General features: G+C 66.1%; 17 protein-coding genes. 12 read left to right on the forward strand and 5 right to left on the reverse strand.

Annotated elements, in window-relative coordinates:
• The first annotated feature begins 58 nt into the window (after nucleotides 1-58).
• From GPY60_RS08355 to GPY60_RS08390, 8 genes are read left to right on the forward strand one after another with little or no spacing between them, the layout of a single operon-like run.
• A complete protein-coding gene (locus GPY60_RS08355; protein ID WP_156687176.1) occupies nucleotides 59-877 on the forward strand; it encodes an MlaE family ABC transporter permease in 819 nt (272 codons plus the stop codon).
• A 19-nt stretch (nucleotides 878-896) separates the two neighbouring features.
• The gene (locus tag GPY60_RS08360; RefSeq protein WP_156687177.1) at nucleotides 897-1742 is read left to right on the forward strand and encodes an ABC transporter permease; all 846 of its coding nucleotides are present in this window, start codon (nucleotides 897-899) and stop codon (nucleotides 1740-1742) included.
• An 18-nt stretch (nucleotides 1743-1760) separates the two neighbouring features.
• Nucleotides 1761-3038 (forward strand): MCE family protein, encoded by a 1278-nt coding sequence (locus tag GPY60_RS08365; RefSeq protein WP_156687178.1) that lies wholly within the window; start codon nucleotides 1761-1763, stop codon nucleotides 3036-3038.
• On the forward strand, nucleotides 3035-4078 hold the full coding sequence (locus GPY60_RS08370) for an MCE family protein (protein ID WP_156687179.1): 1044 nt from the start codon (nucleotides 3035-3037) through the stop codon (nucleotides 4076-4078). Before GPY60_RS08365 ends, GPY60_RS08370 begins: the two co-directional genes overlap by 4 nt.
• On the forward strand, nucleotides 4071-5153 hold the full coding sequence (locus GPY60_RS08375; protein WP_156687180.1) for an MCE family protein: 1083 nt from the start codon (nucleotides 4071-4073) through the stop codon (nucleotides 5151-5153). Before GPY60_RS08370 ends, GPY60_RS08375 begins: the two co-directional genes overlap by 8 nt.
• Entirely contained in the window at nucleotides 5150-6586 is a 1437-nt protein-coding gene (locus tag GPY60_RS08380; protein ID WP_156687181.1) for an MCE family protein, read from the forward strand. Before GPY60_RS08375 ends, GPY60_RS08380 begins: the two co-directional genes overlap by 4 nt.
• A complete protein-coding gene (locus tag GPY60_RS08385) occupies nucleotides 6583-8022 on the forward strand; it encodes an MCE family protein (protein WP_156687182.1) in 1440 nt (479 codons plus the stop codon). Before GPY60_RS08380 ends, GPY60_RS08385 begins: the two co-directional genes overlap by 4 nt.
• Complete coding sequence (locus GPY60_RS08390; protein ID WP_156687183.1) at nucleotides 8023-9702, forward strand: MCE family protein; 1680 nt, start codon at nucleotides 8023-8025, stop codon at nucleotides 9700-9702.
• A gap of 41 nt (nucleotides 9703-9743) precedes the next feature.
• Here the strand turns inward: GPY60_RS08390 and GPY60_RS08395 are convergent, their stop codons facing one another.
• From GPY60_RS08395 to GPY60_RS08405, 3 genes are all read right to left on the reverse strand, one after another.
• Nucleotides 9744-10259 carry a hypothetical protein gene (locus GPY60_RS08395; RefSeq protein ID WP_156687184.1) on the reverse strand — a complete coding sequence of 172 codons (516 nt, stop codon included), beginning with the start codon at nucleotides 10257-10259 and terminating at the stop codon, nucleotides 9744-9746.
• A 103-nt stretch (nucleotides 10260-10362) separates the two neighbouring features.
• On the reverse strand, nucleotides 10363-10932 hold the full coding sequence (locus tag GPY60_RS08400) for a twin-arginine translocation pathway signal (protein WP_231639472.1): 570 nt from the start codon (nucleotides 10930-10932) through the stop codon (nucleotides 10363-10365).
• Nucleotides 10929-11396 carry a hypothetical protein gene (locus GPY60_RS08405; protein WP_156687185.1) on the reverse strand — a complete coding sequence of 156 codons (468 nt, stop codon included), beginning with the start codon at nucleotides 11394-11396 and terminating at the stop codon, nucleotides 10929-10931. The genes GPY60_RS08400 and GPY60_RS08405 overlap by 4 nt, the downstream gene beginning before the upstream one ends.
• Before the next feature lie 353 nt (nucleotides 11397-11749).
• Between GPY60_RS08405 and GPY60_RS08410 the strand changes: the two genes are divergently transcribed.
• Nucleotides 11750-12154 (forward strand): hypothetical protein, encoded by a 405-nt coding sequence (locus tag GPY60_RS08410; protein WP_231639474.1) that lies wholly within the window; start codon nucleotides 11750-11752, stop codon nucleotides 12152-12154.
• A gap of 24 nt (nucleotides 12155-12178) precedes the next feature.
• On the opposite strand, the gene GPY60_RS08415 is transcribed toward GPY60_RS08410, so the two are convergent.
• A complete protein-coding gene (locus GPY60_RS08415; RefSeq protein ID WP_156687186.1) occupies nucleotides 12179-12469 on the reverse strand; it encodes a hypothetical protein in 291 nt (96 codons plus the stop codon).
• A gap of 52 nt (nucleotides 12470-12521) precedes the next feature.
• Entirely contained in the window at nucleotides 12522-13097 is a 576-nt protein-coding gene (locus GPY60_RS08420) for a TetR/AcrR family transcriptional regulator (protein ID WP_156687187.1), read from the reverse strand.
• A gap of 149 nt (nucleotides 13098-13246) precedes the next feature.
• On the opposite strand from GPY60_RS08420, the gene GPY60_RS08425 reads away from it, so the two are divergent.
• From GPY60_RS08425 to GPY60_RS08435, 3 genes are read left to right on the forward strand one after another with little or no spacing between them, the layout of a single operon-like run.
• Nucleotides 13247-13975, forward strand: a complete 729-nt coding sequence (locus GPY60_RS08425) for a hypothetical protein (protein WP_197283602.1) — start codon at nucleotides 13247-13249, stop codon at nucleotides 13973-13975.
• On the forward strand, nucleotides 13972-14784 hold the full coding sequence (locus GPY60_RS08430) for a hypothetical protein (RefSeq protein WP_156687189.1): 813 nt from the start codon (nucleotides 13972-13974) through the stop codon (nucleotides 14782-14784). The genes GPY60_RS08425 and GPY60_RS08430 overlap by 4 nt, the downstream gene beginning before the upstream one ends.
• A complete protein-coding gene (locus tag GPY60_RS08435) occupies nucleotides 14781-15359 on the forward strand; it encodes a cytochrome c oxidase subunit 3 family protein (RefSeq protein WP_156687190.1) in 579 nt (192 codons plus the stop codon). Before GPY60_RS08430 ends, GPY60_RS08435 begins: the two co-directional genes overlap by 4 nt.
• The last annotated feature ends 2 nt before the right edge of the window (nucleotides 15360-15361 follow it).

Genomic DNA, 15361 nt, shown 5'->3' on the forward strand with positions numbered 1-15361 from the left:
GGTGGCGGCGAATTATTTACCTCGGCGTCAGCCCCGTCTCTGGAAGGGGTCGGGCCGGATGGCGGCTAAGAGCGCGGGGCCCGAGCGGTGGACCGGGGGCATCTCGTTGGGCCGGGGCTCCAAGCCCATGGAGGCCGTCGGGGGCTTGTTCGCGATGTCTTTCGACGCCATCAAGTTCGTGTTCCGCCGGCCCTTCCAGTGGCGGGAGTTCCTCGAGCAGTCCTGGTTCGTGGCGCGGGTGGCGCTGGCGCCCACCCTGATGGTCGCGATCCCCTTCACCGTTCTGGTCAGCTTCACGCTCAACATCCTGCTGCGGGAACTTGGTGCCGCCGACCTGTCCGGCGCCGGCGCGGCGTTTGGCGCCGTGACCCAGGTCGGGCCTTTGGTGACCGTGCTGATCGTGGCCGGCGCCGGTTCCACGGCCATGTGCGCGGACCTCGGTTCGCGCACGATCCGCGAAGAGATCGATGCGATGGAGGTGCTGGGCATCAACCCGGTGCAGCGCCTGGTGACACCGCGCATGTTAGCCGCCGGTCTGGTGGCACTGCTGCTGAACAGCCTGGTCGTCATCATCGGCATCGTGGGCGGCTATGTGTTCTCGGTGTTCGTCCAGGATGTCAACCCGGGGGCGTTCGCCGCGGGGATAACGCTGCTGACCGGGGTGCCCGAGGTGATCATCTCCTGCGTCAAGGCAGCCCTTTTCGGCTTGATCGCGGGGCTGGTCGCCTGCTATCGCGGGCTGACGGTATCGGGCGGTGGCGCGAAAGCCGTGGGCAACGCCGTCAACGAAACGGTCGTGTACGCCTTCATGTCGTTGTTCGTCGTGAATGTCGTTGTCACGGCGATCGGTATCCGCATGTCCACCAAAGGCCACTGAGGAGGTATAGGGACACGCCGTGACACTGCGCGCCGTCTATCCGCGACTATCGCGGCAGATCGACAAGCCGATCGCCACCCTGGGGCGGATCGGCGATCACACGCTGTTCTACGGCAAGGCGCTGGCCGGCGTGCCGTACGCGGTGCGCCACTACCGGCGGGAAGTCATCCGTCTGGTTGCCGAGATCAGCATGGGCGCGGGAACTCTCGCGATGATCGGCGGCACGCTCGTGATCGTCGGATTCCTGACGCTGGCCGCCGGCGGCACGCTGGCCGTGCAGGGGTACAGCTCGCTGGGCAACATCGGCATCGAGGCGCTGACCGGGTTCCTCGCGGCGTTCATCAACGTGCGCATCGCGGCGCCGATCGTCGCGGGGATCGGCCTTGCCGCCACCTTCGGAGCGGGGGTGACCGCGCAGCTCGGCGCGATGCGGATCAACGAGGAGATCGACGCGCTGGAATCCATGGCGATCCGGCCGGTTTCGTATCTGGTCAGCACCCGGATCGCGGCCGGCATGATGGCGATCACGCCGTTGTATTCGATCGCCGTCATCCTGTCCTTCCTGGCGAGCCAGTTCACCACCGTGGTCCTGTTCGGCCAGTCGGGCGGGTTGTATCAGCATTACTTCTCGACGTTCCTGAACCCGATCGACCTGCTGTGGTCGTTCCTGCAGGCCGTGCTGATGGCCATCACGATCTTGTTGATACACACCTATTTCGGTTACTTCGCGTCGGGCGGGCCGGCCGGCGTCGGCGTCGCGACGGGCAACGCCGTGCGGACCTCGCTGATCGTGGTGGTGTCGGTGACGCTGCTCGTCTCCCTGTCCATCTACGGCACCAACGGCAACTTCAACCTGTCGGGCTAGGAAGGCGGTGAAAGGACGATGACGCGCAACCTCGGGCCCGGGCCCATCCACCGGTCGGAGACAACCAGCTCCGCTCGACCCGTCGCCGCGTCACCCGGCCGCCACTTCGGCGCCCAGTCCTACGCCCGGCCCCTTGCCGGGTTGGCCACCATCGTCCTGATCGCCGTCATCTTCGCGATCTCGATCGGTCTCTTCCAGGGAGACTTCACCGAAAGCGTGCCCGTGACGGTCGTTTCGCCGCGCGCGGGCCTGGTGATGAACCCCGACGCCAAGGTCAAGATGCGCGGCGTCGAGGTCGGCCGGGTGGAATCGATCGATGTCCGGCCCAACGGTCAAGCCGTCCTGAAGCTGGCGATGCAGCCGTCGCAGATGCACCTCATTCCCGCGAACGTCCTCGTCGACATCGCTTCCACGACGGTGTTCGGCGCCAAGTTCGTCGAGCTGGTCCCGCCCGCGGATCCGTCGGCGCAGCCGCTGCGTGCGGGACAGGTGCTCGAGGGCAAGCACGTCACCGTCGAAATCAACACCGTGTTCCAGCAATTGACCTCGCTGCTGTCGACGATCGATCCCGCCAAGCTGAACGAAACCCTGGGCGCGTTGGCGTCGGCGGTCAACGGCCGCGGCCACAAGATCGGCCAGATGCTCAAGGACCTGGATTCCTTCCTGGCCACCCAGGAGCCGAGCCTTCCGGCGCTGAGCCACGACCTCGAGGCCTTGCCGGTGGTGAGTAACGCCTATGCCGACGCAGCGCCGAATCTGCTCGCGACCGCCGACAACGCGGTCCGTATCAGCAAAACGATCGTCGACGAGCAGCAGAACCTGGACGCCTTCCTCATCAGTTCAATTGGCCTGGCGGACATGGGCAATGACGTGATCGGCGGCAACAGGGAGGCGTTGACCGATGCGCTTCATCTTCTGGTGCCCACCTCGGACCTGCTCAACGAGTACCACGAAGCGCTGTGGTGCGGCCTCTCCGGATCACTGGTCAACCTGCACGCGCCGAACCTCCCGGAGCCGATGATCAAGGTGTTGGTCGAGATCGGCTTCGGCGCCGAGCGTTACCGGTACCCATCCAACCTGCCCAAGGTCGCCGCGACGGGCGGCCCGCAGTGCCAGGACCTTCCGGTCGTGCCGTTCGACAAGTCCCCGCCGTTCGTCATCACCGACGTGGGCGCCAACCCGATGGAGTACGGGAACCCGCAGTTGATGTGGAACTCCGACGCCCTCAAGCAACTCCTGTACGGGCCGATCGACGGGCCGCCGCGCAACACCATGCAGATCGGGCAACCCGGATGACCGGCTCCCGCAACATGATCATCAAGTTCGGTGTCTTCGCCACCGTGATGATTGTGCTCACCGTGTTCCTGTTCTTCATCTTCGGGCAATACACGACCGGTTCGACCAACGGGTATTCGGCGGTGTTCACGGACGTGTCCCGGCTGAAGCCCGGAGAAACGGTGCGGGTGGCCGGCATTCGGGTGGGCACCGTCAACAGCGTCAGCCTGCGTCCCGACAAGAAGGTCGTCGTCAAGTTCGACGCCGATCGCAACAGCGTCGTGCTCACCAACGGAACCCGTGCCGTCGTCCGCTACCTGAACCTGGTCGGCGACCGGTACCTCGAACTCGTCGAGGGTCCGGGATCGACGAAGACGTTGCCGCCCGGCTCGGAGATACCGCTCGACCGCACGGCGCCGGCCCTCGACCTCGACCTGCTGCTCGGCGGATTGAAGCCGGTTACCCAGGGGTTGAATCCGCGCGACGTGAACGAGTTGAGCGCCGCGCTGATCCAGGTGTTCCAGGGCGAGGGCGGGACGCTGCAGTCGCTGCTGTCGAAGACGTCGTCGTTCTCGAATGCGTTGGCCGACAACAGCCAGACCGTCCAGGAGCTGATCGACAACCTCAACACCGTGGTGGGCACGGTGGACAAGGACAACGCCAAATTCTCCGGCACCATCGACCGACTCGAGAAGCTCATCAGCGGGTTGGACCAGGACCGCGACACCATCGGCACCGCAATCACCGCCCTGGACAACGGAACCGCCTCGATTGCGGATCTGCTGACCCGGGCGCGCCCGCCGCTGGCGAGCACCGTTGACCAACTCAGTCGACTGGCTCCCTTGCTCGACAAAGACAAGGACGTCATCGACATCTCACTGAAGAAGTTGCCGAACAACTACCGCAAGCTGACGCGGCTCGGCGCCTACGGCGCCTGGTTCCCGTACTACCTATGCGGGCTGGCACTGCGGGTTTCCGATCTGCAGTACCGGACGGTGGAAGTCGGAATCAACCACGAGGTCACCGGGCGTTGCGCGGAGCCGAAGGATCCCGATGAATAAGTACCGCGGGGCAGGGCTCATCAAGGCCGGATTCATCGGCGCCGTGTTGATCGCGCTGGTGATCGCCGTCGGACTGAATCCCGACCAACTGCTACAGCGGGCGACCACGGTCCGCTACCAGGCGCTGTTCTCGGACGCGGGCGGCCTCGCCACCGGCAACGACGTGTTGGTGTCCGGAATAAAGGTCGGCAGCGTGTCGAACATGTCGCTGGACCATGGCGACGTGCTGGTGACGTTCACCGTGAAGGGCAACGTCTTGCTGGGGTCGGCGAGCACCGCCCACATCAAGACCGGTTCGCTGTTGGGGCAGCGGGTGCTCACGCTCGACTCCGCTGGCAGCGGCACGATGCGTCCGCTGGCCGTCATCCCCGCGTCCCGCACGTCGTCGCCGTATTCGCTGTCCGAGGCGGTGAGCGACCTGACCACCGACATCGGCGGGACCAACACCGACGCGCTCAACCAGTCGCTGGACACGCTGTCGTCGACGCTGAATCAGATTGCGCCCGAACTGGGCCCGGCGTTCGACGGGGTCACCCGGCTGTCTGCGACCCTCAACGCGCGCAATCAGACGCTCGGGCAGTTGCTCAAGGGTGCCGCCGACGTCACCGGCATCCTGGGGCAGCGCAGCCAGCAACTCAACACGCTGATCCTCAACGCCAACGACCTGGTGTCGATGCTGGTGTCGCGGCGGCAGGCGATCGTGCGACTGCTATCCAGCACGTCCGCTGTGGCCAGACAGCTCTCCGGCATCGTGCATGACAACGAGGCGAAGCTGGCGCCGGCGCTGGAGAAGCTGAACTCCGTGACCGACATGCTGGAGAAGAACCGCGACAACCTGTCCAAGGCCCTGCCGGGCCTGGCGAAATACGAGCTCACACAGGGCGAAACGGTGTCGAGCGGGTTCTACTACAACCCGTTCATCCCGAACGTGTTCACGCTGCAGTTCTTCCAGTGGTTGTTCGACTACACCTGGGGATTCCGGGCCTATGGCGCTCCCGGTCAGCCGCCGGACACCGCCGGACCGCGGGCGCTGTTCCCGTTCCCGTTCAACCAGAACCCCGGGGGGTCGCGATGACGCGACTCGAGGCGATCGTGCGCCACCGGAGGTTCAAGGTCGGACTGGCGGTCCTGTTGGTCGTACTGGTCGTTGTGGGCGCCGGAATCGCCGTCCGCAACACCTTCTTCCGTCCCACCACGATCACGGCCTACTTCCCCACCGCGACCGCGATCTACCCGGGTGACGACGTGCGGGTGTCCGGCATGAAGGTCGGCACGATTGCGTCGATCCAGCCGGTCGGCACACAGGCGAAGCTCGTGATGCACGTCGACCGCGGCGTGCCCATCCCGGCCGACGCGAAGGCGGTGATCGTCGCCCAGAACCTGGTGGCGGCACGCTACGTCCAACTCACCCCGGCCTACCGGACGAGCGGCCCGACCATGCACGACGGTGCGGTGATACCGGTCGAGCGGACCGCGGTGCCCGTCGAATGGGACGAGGTCAAGGACCAGTTGATGCGCCTGGCAACGGAGTTGGGCCCCAACAGCAAGGTCTCGACCCCGTCGGTCGCGCGGTTCATCGACAGCGCGGCCGACGCGCTGGGTGGCGGCAACGGTGAGAAGCTGCGGCAGACGCTGGCGCAACTGTCCGGGGTGGGCCGCGTCCTGGCAAGCGGGAGCGGCAATCTCGTCGACATCATCAAGAACTTGCAGGCCTTCGTCGGGGCGTTGCGGGACAGCAACGTTCAGATCGTGCAGTTCGACAACCGGCTGGCCACGCTCACCAGCGTGCTGGACGACAACAAGTCGGAATTGAACGCGGCCCTGACCGACCTGTCGAGTGCGGTCGGGGAGGTGCAACGCTTCATCGCGGGCAGCCGGGACGCGACCTCCGAGCAGATCGCGCGGCTGGCCGACCTCACCCAGATCCTGGTGGACAACAAGATGGCGCTGAAAAACGTTCTGCACGTTGCGCCCAACGCGTTGGCCAACGGCTACGCCGACTACGACCCCGATGTCGGGAATGTCCGTGGGGGGGTCGGCTTCCCGAACCTCGCCAACCCGGTGTTCGCCCTGTGCTCGCAGATCGGGGCGCTGGAGAACGCCACGGCCAACGAGTCGGGAAAGCTGTGTGGGCTGTACCTGAGCCCGGCGCTGCGGGTGTTCAACCCATTGCTGTACTTCAACTTCAACTACCTTCCGATCCCCATCAACCCGTTCCTGTCGCCGGCGTTCGACCCGAAGAACGTCGTGTACACCGAGCAGCGGCTCGCCCCCGGTGGCGAGGGACCCAAGCCGTCGGCGCCGGACTTGCCTCCCGCCGTGTCCGCCTACACCGGGTTGCCGGGTGACACTCCTCCGGCGGCGCCACCGCCACCGCCGCCCGGGCGTATCCCCGGAGCGGCGATGCCGGAGCCGCCCCCGCCGAGCACACCGGTCCAACCGCCGCCAGCGGGTGCCCCGGCCAACGTGCAGGACATGTTGCTCCCGAACGAAGGGCCGCAACCATGACCGCCTGGAGGGCCGCGCGGCGGCGCGTGCTTGGCGTCGCCTGCGCCGTGATGCTCGCGACGAGCGGGTGCGCGTTCAACGGCCTGAATTCGCTGCCGCTGCCGGGCGCGGTCGGACGCGGCCCGGGCGCCGCCACCTATCACGTCGAGATCGCCAATGTCGGCACCCTCGAGGCGAATTCGCCCGTCATGGTCGACGATGTCATCGTCGGCAGCATCAGCAAGATGAGGGTGCGCGGCTGGCATGCCGACGTCGACATCTCGGTGCGGCCGGGCGTGACCATCCCGGCGAACGTGGAGGCCAGCGTCGGCCAGACCAGCCTGCTGGGCTCCATGCACCTGGCACTGAATCCGCCGCTCGGCCAGGAGGGCACCGGAAAATTGAAGCCCGGTGACACGATCCCGATGAACAGATCGAAGACGTACCCGTCGACCGAGCAGACCCTGTCGTCGCTCTCGGTGGTCCTCAACGCGGGTGGGCTGGGCCAGATCGGGGACATCATCCACAACTTCAACGCATCCGTGTCCGGTAACGAAGGCGCCCTGCGCGATCTGATCAATCGCCTCGACAGGTTCGTCGGCACATTCGACCAGCAGCGCGACAACCTGGTGGAGTCGATCAAGGCGCTGAACCGGCTGTCCGGCACGTTCGCCGCGCAGCGCGACGTGATCACGCAGGCGCTCAACAAGATTCCGCCGGCCCTGGATGTCCTGATCAAGGAGCGACCCCGGTTGGTGACGGCGCTGGACAAGCTCGGGACGTTCAGCAACACGGCCACCAGGCTCGTCAACGACGCGGGCGACGACCTGGTCAAGAACCTGCAAAACCTTGCGCCGACCATCAAGGCGCTCGCCGACGTAGGGCCGGACCTCGACGCCGCGATCGCCTACGCGCCGACGTTCCCGTTCACCCAGGGCTTCATCGACCGCTACGTCCGGGGCGACTACGTCAACGGGTACTTCATCATCGACCTCACCAACGCCGGACTGCGTAAGAGCATCCTGTTGGGCACGCACTGGGGACGGCTGGGCGCCGAGGCCGTGCCGACGGTCGGCGACCCGGAGTACCTGCAATTCAAGTACGGTGCACCACCGGGAGCGCCCGGGGCCGTGCCGGCGCCCGGGCCGGTGGGCGAGCCGCTGCGACTGGGCTTCTGGCCCCCGCCGTGGCAGCCCGGCGTGCCGCCGCCCGACGCGCCCCCGGTCAACGCGCCCCCGGCATCGGTCAACCCGCAGTCGGGCGACGCCCCGTCGCCGCAGCCGCCGGTCTCGCCGCTCATCGCGGGACTGACCATGCTCGGGCCCAAAGCGCAGAACGATCCATCGTCCATACCCGCACTGCCTGCCCCCCCGCCGGGCCCGTCGGCCGGTGATGCGTCGTCACCGGCGAATCCGCCCGTCCCGGGTGCGACACCGACTTCGGGCGGGGGGCAGTAGATGCTGACGCGCTTCGTTCGAATCCAGTTGGCGATCTTCGCGATCGTCGGCATCGTGGGCGTGGTCCTGATGGTGCTCTGGTACGTGCAGGCGCCGACGTTGCTCGGCATCGGCAAGATGACCGTCACGCTGAAGCTGCCCGCGACCGGCGGGCTGTACCGCTTCAGCAACGTGACCTACCGGGGCGTGCAGATCGGCAAGGTGACCGCCGTCGGGTTGACCCCGGATGGAGCGCAGGCCACGCTCTCGCTGGACACGTCGCCGAAGATTCCGGCCGACTTGCGAGCGGAGGTGCGCAGCATCTCCGCGGTGGGCGAGTATTACGTCGATCTGCGACCGAAGACCGACAAGTCCCCCTATCTGCACGACGGCTCGGTCATTTCGGTGAACGACGCCACGATCCCGCAACCGATCGGCCCGGTGCTGGACCAGAGCAGTGCGCTGATCAACAGCATCCCCAAAGGCAAGCTGAGCCAGTTGCTCGACGAGTCGTTCCAGGCGTTCAACGGCGCCGGCTACGACTTCGGGTCTCTATTCGACTCTTCGTCACGAATCTCCGGCGATCTGAACGGTGTTGGCGATCGCGCGCGCTCCCTGACCGAGGACACCGGGCCGTTCCTCGACGCGCAGGCGCAAACCGCCGACTCGATCCGGACGTATGCGCGCAGCCTCGCCGGCTTCACCGGCCAGTTGTCCAAGAACGACCCGGAATTCCGCACGCTTCTGGAGAGGGGCCCCGGGGCGTTGGACGAGGCTTCTCGGCTGCTCGATCAGATCAAGCCGACGCTGCCGGTGCTGCTCGCCAACCTGACCACCATCGGCCAGATCGGCGTGACCTACCACCCGTCCCTGGAGCAGCTTTTGGTTCTGCTCCCGCCGTTCACCGCGGCGATCCAGTCGTTCATCGGCACCAAGTCGCCGAGTGGGCTGGCCACGGGCGCCTTCAACCTCATCGTCAGCGACCCGCCCGCCTGCACGGTCGGCTTCCTCCCGCCGAGCCAATGGCGCGCCCCATCGGACACCCGCGTCATCGACACGCCGAACGGGTTGTACTGCAAGCTGCCACAGGACTCACCTATCGGGGTCCGCGGCGCCCGCAACTACCCCTGCATGGGGCAGCCGGGGAAGCGGGCGCCGACCGTCGAAATCTGCGAAAGCGACAAACCTTTCATGCCGCTCGCGTTGCGGCAGCATGTCTTCGGCACCTATCCGCTGGACCCGAATCTGATCGCGCAGGGCATTCCGCCCGACGACCGGATGAACTTCAACCGCGAAAGAATCTTCGGGCCGGTGGAGGGAACGCCGTTGCCTCCCGGGGCCGTTCCGCGGGGAACACCCCCATCCGGCGGGCCGCCGTTGCCGGCGACGATCAACCCGGCGACGGACATGAGCGCGGTGACACCGCTGGCCCCGCTCGACGTCGCCGCCTCGCCGCCGGCACCTCCACCCACCGCGGCCGCGGCCGCGCCACCGGCCGCGCCGCCGCAGCCGACGTCCATGGCGCCAAGCGCGTTCACCGACAACCAATCCCGGCCCGGCCCGTCGGTGGCCGTCGCCCAGTACGACCCCAAGACCGGTAGCTACGTGACGCCGGATGGTCAGGTGTACCGTCAGGCGGACCTCGCCGCGCCGTCGGCGGCCAAAGTGCCGAAATCCTGGAAGGACATGTTCGCCACCTGACGGCCGTGGCTAAGGCCGGCAGTGCTTTTCGCGCGCGCCCGCTAGCCGATCCTGTCCAGCCGGAATGGCTGCTCAATCCAGAGTGGTGCATTGCTACCGCAGACACCGACCGGGCCGACCGTCTTCTCCTTGCCGGCCATTACCGTTGAGCCCAGCGAAATTTCGCCGGTATCCGGGTTGGCCGGGTAGAAGTAGATGTAGTCCGTGCCGGTGAAGGACGAGCCGTCAGGACACCTCTCCCAGTTCGGGATGTCGCGCTTGACGTACCAGTTTTGCCCGTCATGCATGTGCAGCGGCGCGGACCAGCCCTGGTCGCTGACCACCTGGCCCTTGCAGTCCTGAGCGGTGTAGCACGACGAGGTGATGGTCCAGGTGCTGCGCACCACGGCCTCCTGGTGATACACCCCTTTGGTCTGGGCCCAGTCACCGACAACGGTGGCCGTGTAGGTGCCGTTGACGGCCGGATCGAAGGCCCAAGCCGACGGTGTCGAGCCGAGGCCGCTAACCATGCCCGCGGCGACCAGCGTTGCCGCTATTGCCGTATTCGATGAACGCATCGCGTGCTCCTTGACGCGCTAAAGACCGCAATTCTCAAGCGAATCGAATTTACAGACTAACACCGCTGCCGCTCACCGGGGAATGGTTCGGGCCAGGCCGGTCTCACGCGGATTCGAATTTGTCAATGAGCCACGATCCGTTGACTTTTGTCATCGCCACCCGAACGCTGCTCGACGTCACAACCGGTTGCGGCCGGTCCTTGCTCGTCGTCTTCTGCTTGACGAACACCAAAACCACTGCCGAATTCGGCCGCAGCTCGGTGACGGCGGCCCTGACCACCGTCGCGGCCGTCGAGACCTGGCCGCGCTGCGCCGACGGGCTCACGATCTGGTCGGCGAACCGCTGGTAATACGCGAGGTAGCTGTCGCTGAGCTTGGATCTGGCGTTGGCGAGATCGCGCTCGAGCGTGGCGGGCGAGTAGGACAGCAGCGCCACGGCCCCGTCGCTGGCCGCCGTGATGACCTGACGCGCCACGGAATTGTCGGTCTGCAGATCCGGGCGATACACGACGTAGAAATAGCCGCCGCAGAACGTGGTCGCACCAACGAGCAGGACGGCCAACAGGATTGGCCGCCACCGCGCCAGGCCGCGGCGCGCCCAGCGTCGGAGCACACGTGCGTTGCGGCCCCGGGTGGGCGCCCCGGCGTCGGCGGGTGGGCTGCCTACGGTCACTGGACGAACTCGACTCGGGAGATCTTCAGCTGCCCGCCGTCCCGCTGCAGGCTGATGACCAGACGCAACGATCGCGAGTCGGGTTTTGCCTGACCGGGTTTGGTCGATTCGGACTTCGCCGCCACCAGAACAATGGCCGAATCGTCGGTCATCGAATCCACCGCGGTGGCCTGCACGGAACCCTTGGAGGAGATCTTCGATTGCTCCATGGCCTTCACCGCATCCTCGGCGCCCATCAGGACGCCGGCTTTGAACAGCCCCGTGGTGTCGTCGGCAAAACGCTGCAGGTCGTCTCGCGCCTTGTTCGAATCCATCGACAACATCATCACCACGCCATTGCGGGCCGCCGTGGTGAACTCCGCGGCTCGCTGCTTCTGCCGGTCGACGGCGTGGTGATGCCAGACGATGAATCCGCTCGCCGTCAGCGACCCGGCGACCACGAGAACGGCCGCCATCGCGGCCACGAACTTTCGGCCGGGGGGCCGCAGCCGACGCCGACGCGGGGGCGGAATCGGATCGGCCGCGTCGGGGGCGGTTGGCGCGCTGGTGTCCCCCGACGCGGCCTCGGCTTGCCGGCGCAGGCGCGTGGCGTGGGCGCGCGCAGCCTGTGCGCGTGCTTCGACTTTCGCGAGTTCGTCGGCTTCGGCGGGGGACCCAGATGGGGGCATCGTCACCTCCTTGTCCGCGCCTGCTGGAGAGTCACGTTATCACCGAGAGGTGGGGGTGCCTGCGCCGACAACGGCGGCATTCGCTCGGTACCTTCTCTTCGCGCGAGAATTCTATTTCAGTCGCAGGCGAGATAATTTACAGTTATCTCGTGCGATTCTTTGTGACCGCGTTCGCCCTGATTCTGGGCCTGAGCGTGCTCGGGGCGCCGCGCGCTGCCGCCGGACCGGTCAATTGCGACTATCCGGATTGCACCCCCGGCATCATGCCGCATCAGGTACTCGGTGCGCCGTGCGACAACTTCACGTACTACGTATTCGGTACCGCGGATTATTACGTGTCGTTCGCGACGCAGCCCGGACGGCTGATGTTCTGTGGGTCGCCCAGGCGGTACCAGGCCCGCTGGTTCCGGTCACCTCCGATGGCCGGCGTCAAGGAAGAGAACTCGTCCTGCACCGACTACCCGGAGTACTACGTCGCCCAAGCGCCGGATGGCCTCTTCCTGGTCTGCAATGCCCATGACGGAGTCCAGAACTGGGAGCGCGGCGACACCTGAGCCGCTCCGGTCGTCTTCTGCGCCTTACGGATACGGGTTCGGCTGTTCGGGCCACGTCTGAAAGGGACTGGGCCCCCAATAGTCCCCGTTGTGGATGGTGCCGTCCCTGTCGCGGTGATGCGCGTCATGGCAGGTGCTCGGATCCCACTGCGGTCCCCAGGCGGGATCGAAGGGCTGGCCGGGGCACCAGTGATATCCCACGAACGGCCAGGGCGGGTTGTCGGCGCCCGCACGGGCCGCCGGGCCGACAGCCGACAATGCGAAGCCGCCGGTGACCGTGAGCGCCGCGGCGGCGAGACGCGCCACTTTCTTCATGGAAGAACGGTACCTGAGCGCTGGGCGAATTGGGCAAAGAAATTGCAGCGGTTCATTCGCCCACATCGATCAGCCGTCGAGTGATTCGCCCGAGCGCGGAACGCAGTGTGCCGTCGTCGATGTCGGCCACCAGTGGGTGTACGACCCCAACCGCGATGGCGCCCGACAACACCGCCGCGGCCACCCGTGCGTCCTCGGCGGAGTCGTTGAGCAGCACGCCATAGAGGCGCCGGATGAATTGCTGGAATGGTTCGTGTTCGGCCAGCAGCCGCACGATCACCGGATCGAACTGCAAGGTGCTTGCCGCGCCCCGACGCTCGACCGCGACGTCGATGACGCGGTCCAGCAAGACATCTCGTGCCCGGATCCGATGATCGTGCGCCTCGGCCGCCTCCAGCGCCTCCTCGAGGCCGCCCAGCTCGCGCTCCGTGAGCGCGATGACGATCTGCTCCTTCGTCTTGTACTGGTGGTAGACGGCGGCCTTCGTCACTCCGATGGCGTCGGCGATCATCTGAAGCGACGTGCCGCCCACACCGTGCTCCGCGATCAATTGCAGCGCGGCGTCCAAGATGCGGGTCTGCGCTGCGCTGCGCGTGATGGAACGAAACCTTGGCTGAGTGGAAACCACACCGGAAGCGTAGCCGATCGGCTATTGACCACGGGTAGCCGATCGGCTAGTTTCGCTGGCGGGGGAGCGCGTCCGACTGCGGACGAGCTGGAAGGAGTTTACGAATGACCGGCGTCGGTGCTGACCGATCCCCGGGCTCCGATCGAAAGATGTTGCGGCGCATCGATGGTGAGTTGATCCTGCTGTGGACCCTGCCGGCGACGGTCCTGATCTGGGTCGGCGCGTTCCTTCTGTTTCCGGGTTTCAATCCACCGATGTCTCCCTCCATGACGGCGGAGCAGGTCGCCGCGTTCTACCGCGATCCGGCCCACCTACCCGAGATCCGGTACAGCATGATCGTGTTCAACTGGTTCGGGGTGTGCCTCGTCCCAATCCTGACGCTGATCGTGCTGCAGGTCCGCAGGATGGCGCACCGGACGCCGATCTTCTCCTACGCGTTGCTGAGTTGCGTCGCCAGCGGCCCGACTCTCTTCCTGGTGGCCAACGTGTGCTGGTTGTTGGCCGCCTTCCGGCCGGAACGCAGCCCGGAACTCACCCAGCTGCTCAACGATTTCGCCTGGATCACCTTCACCATTCTGGTGCCCTATCTGATCGGGCAGAGCGTGATCCTGGCTCTGGCAATCTATTTCGACGACCGGTCGCGTCCGGTCTTCGACCGATGGGTGGCCCACTTCAACCTGGCCGTCGCGGCCGCGCTGGTGCCCGCGGCCTTCGTCGGCCTGGGGTTGACCGGTCCGCTGGCATGGGACGGCTTCCTGTCGTTTTGGGTGAAGAACGGGGCCATCGCGGTGTGGATCGTCGTGATGGGCCTGGTGGTGGGTCGAGCGGTCTATCGGGAACGGGCCGAGCACCGCGGGCAGGAGCTGGCCCGCGCATGAGCGCGGTGATCGCACCGCACCCGGCCTCGGCGACCCCGCCGGAGGGGCCGCTGTTCCGCCGGTTCGCGTGGCACTGCCGGCACAACCCGAAACGCGAGCTGTGGTTGGCGTGGGGGACGCTCCTGGTCTTCTACAACCTGTTCTTCCCGGTGTTCTTCATCGTGGCGCAAGTCCAGCCCCCGCCGCAGCCGACCTGGGACCTCGCCACCCAGGTGCACTGGTTCGGCGAACGCCACCTCGGGATACCGGTCGGGTTCGGCATCATCTTCGCCATCGGCGGCATGACCGCGATAAACAACGCCCTCATCGCCTACTCGATGCGGCGGATGTCGGTCAGCCGCGCGTTCGCGTATTCGTACCTGATCATCTACTCCCTCAGCGCAATTCCGGGCCTCTACCTGCTCTGCATCGCGCTGATCGTGGCGACGCTGCGACCCGCCCGCGACCCCCAGCTGGTCGGCTGGCTCTACGATTTCGCGTTCCTGTCCTTCGACGGAACCATGGGCGTGTTCCTCATCGGCTCGCTGATCTGGATGCTCGCGATACTGCTCGACAAGAATCGGGTCTTCCCCAAGTGGTTCGGCTATCTCAACCTGTGCAACGCGCTCACCGAGGTTGTCGTGGCGCCCTGCTGGATCTTCCGGCGCGGCGTTCTGGCCTGGAATGGCCAGATCGCGTGGTGGCTGGACATGGTGGTGTTCGGCGTCTATCAGGTCACGTTCATCGTCATGCTGTTCCAGATGATCCGGCGCGAAGACTTCGGCACCGGACCGCTGCCCGAGCGGTCGCGGAAGGCGGTAGCGCGATGACGGACCTGGACGAAAGGGGCACACGCGTCCGGTCAGTGCCGGGCCAGCCGGACATGTGGGCCTTCGTGCTGTTCGAAACCCTGGTCTTCACCGCGTATTTCGGCTTCTACCTGTTCTACCGCGCCCGCAGCCCCGAACTCTTCTTGCACTCACAGGCGCAGCTCGACCTTCGGGTCGGTGTGTTCAACACCCTCGTCTTGCTGCTGAGCTCCTGGTCGGTGGCGCGCTGCGTTCAGTCATCCCGCGCGGGCGCGTACCGCGCGGCGCTGCGGGACGTGTACGTCACGATCGGATTGGCCACGGTGTTCTTGATCTCCAAGGTGTTCGAGTGGGCGCGCCTGGTCCGCACGGGAAACGGCTTCGACAGCAACGACTTCTTCACCTATTACTTCTTTTTGACCGGAATCCACTTCGTCCATCTGCTGATCGGGTTCGTCGCGCTCGGTGTCGTTGTTCATCAGCTGAGGAGCGATGCGCGCCGGTCGCAGAATCTGGTCGAGACGTGCGCCACCTACTGGCACACCGTGGACTTCCTCTGGGTGCTCATCTTCGCTCTGCTGTACGTGGTGAGGTGAAG

The organism is Mycobacterium sp. Marseille-P9652 (assembly GCF_902652685.1).
In the GTDB taxonomy this organism is placed as follows: Bacteria; Actinomycetota; Actinomycetes; order Mycobacteriales; family Mycobacteriaceae; genus Mycobacterium.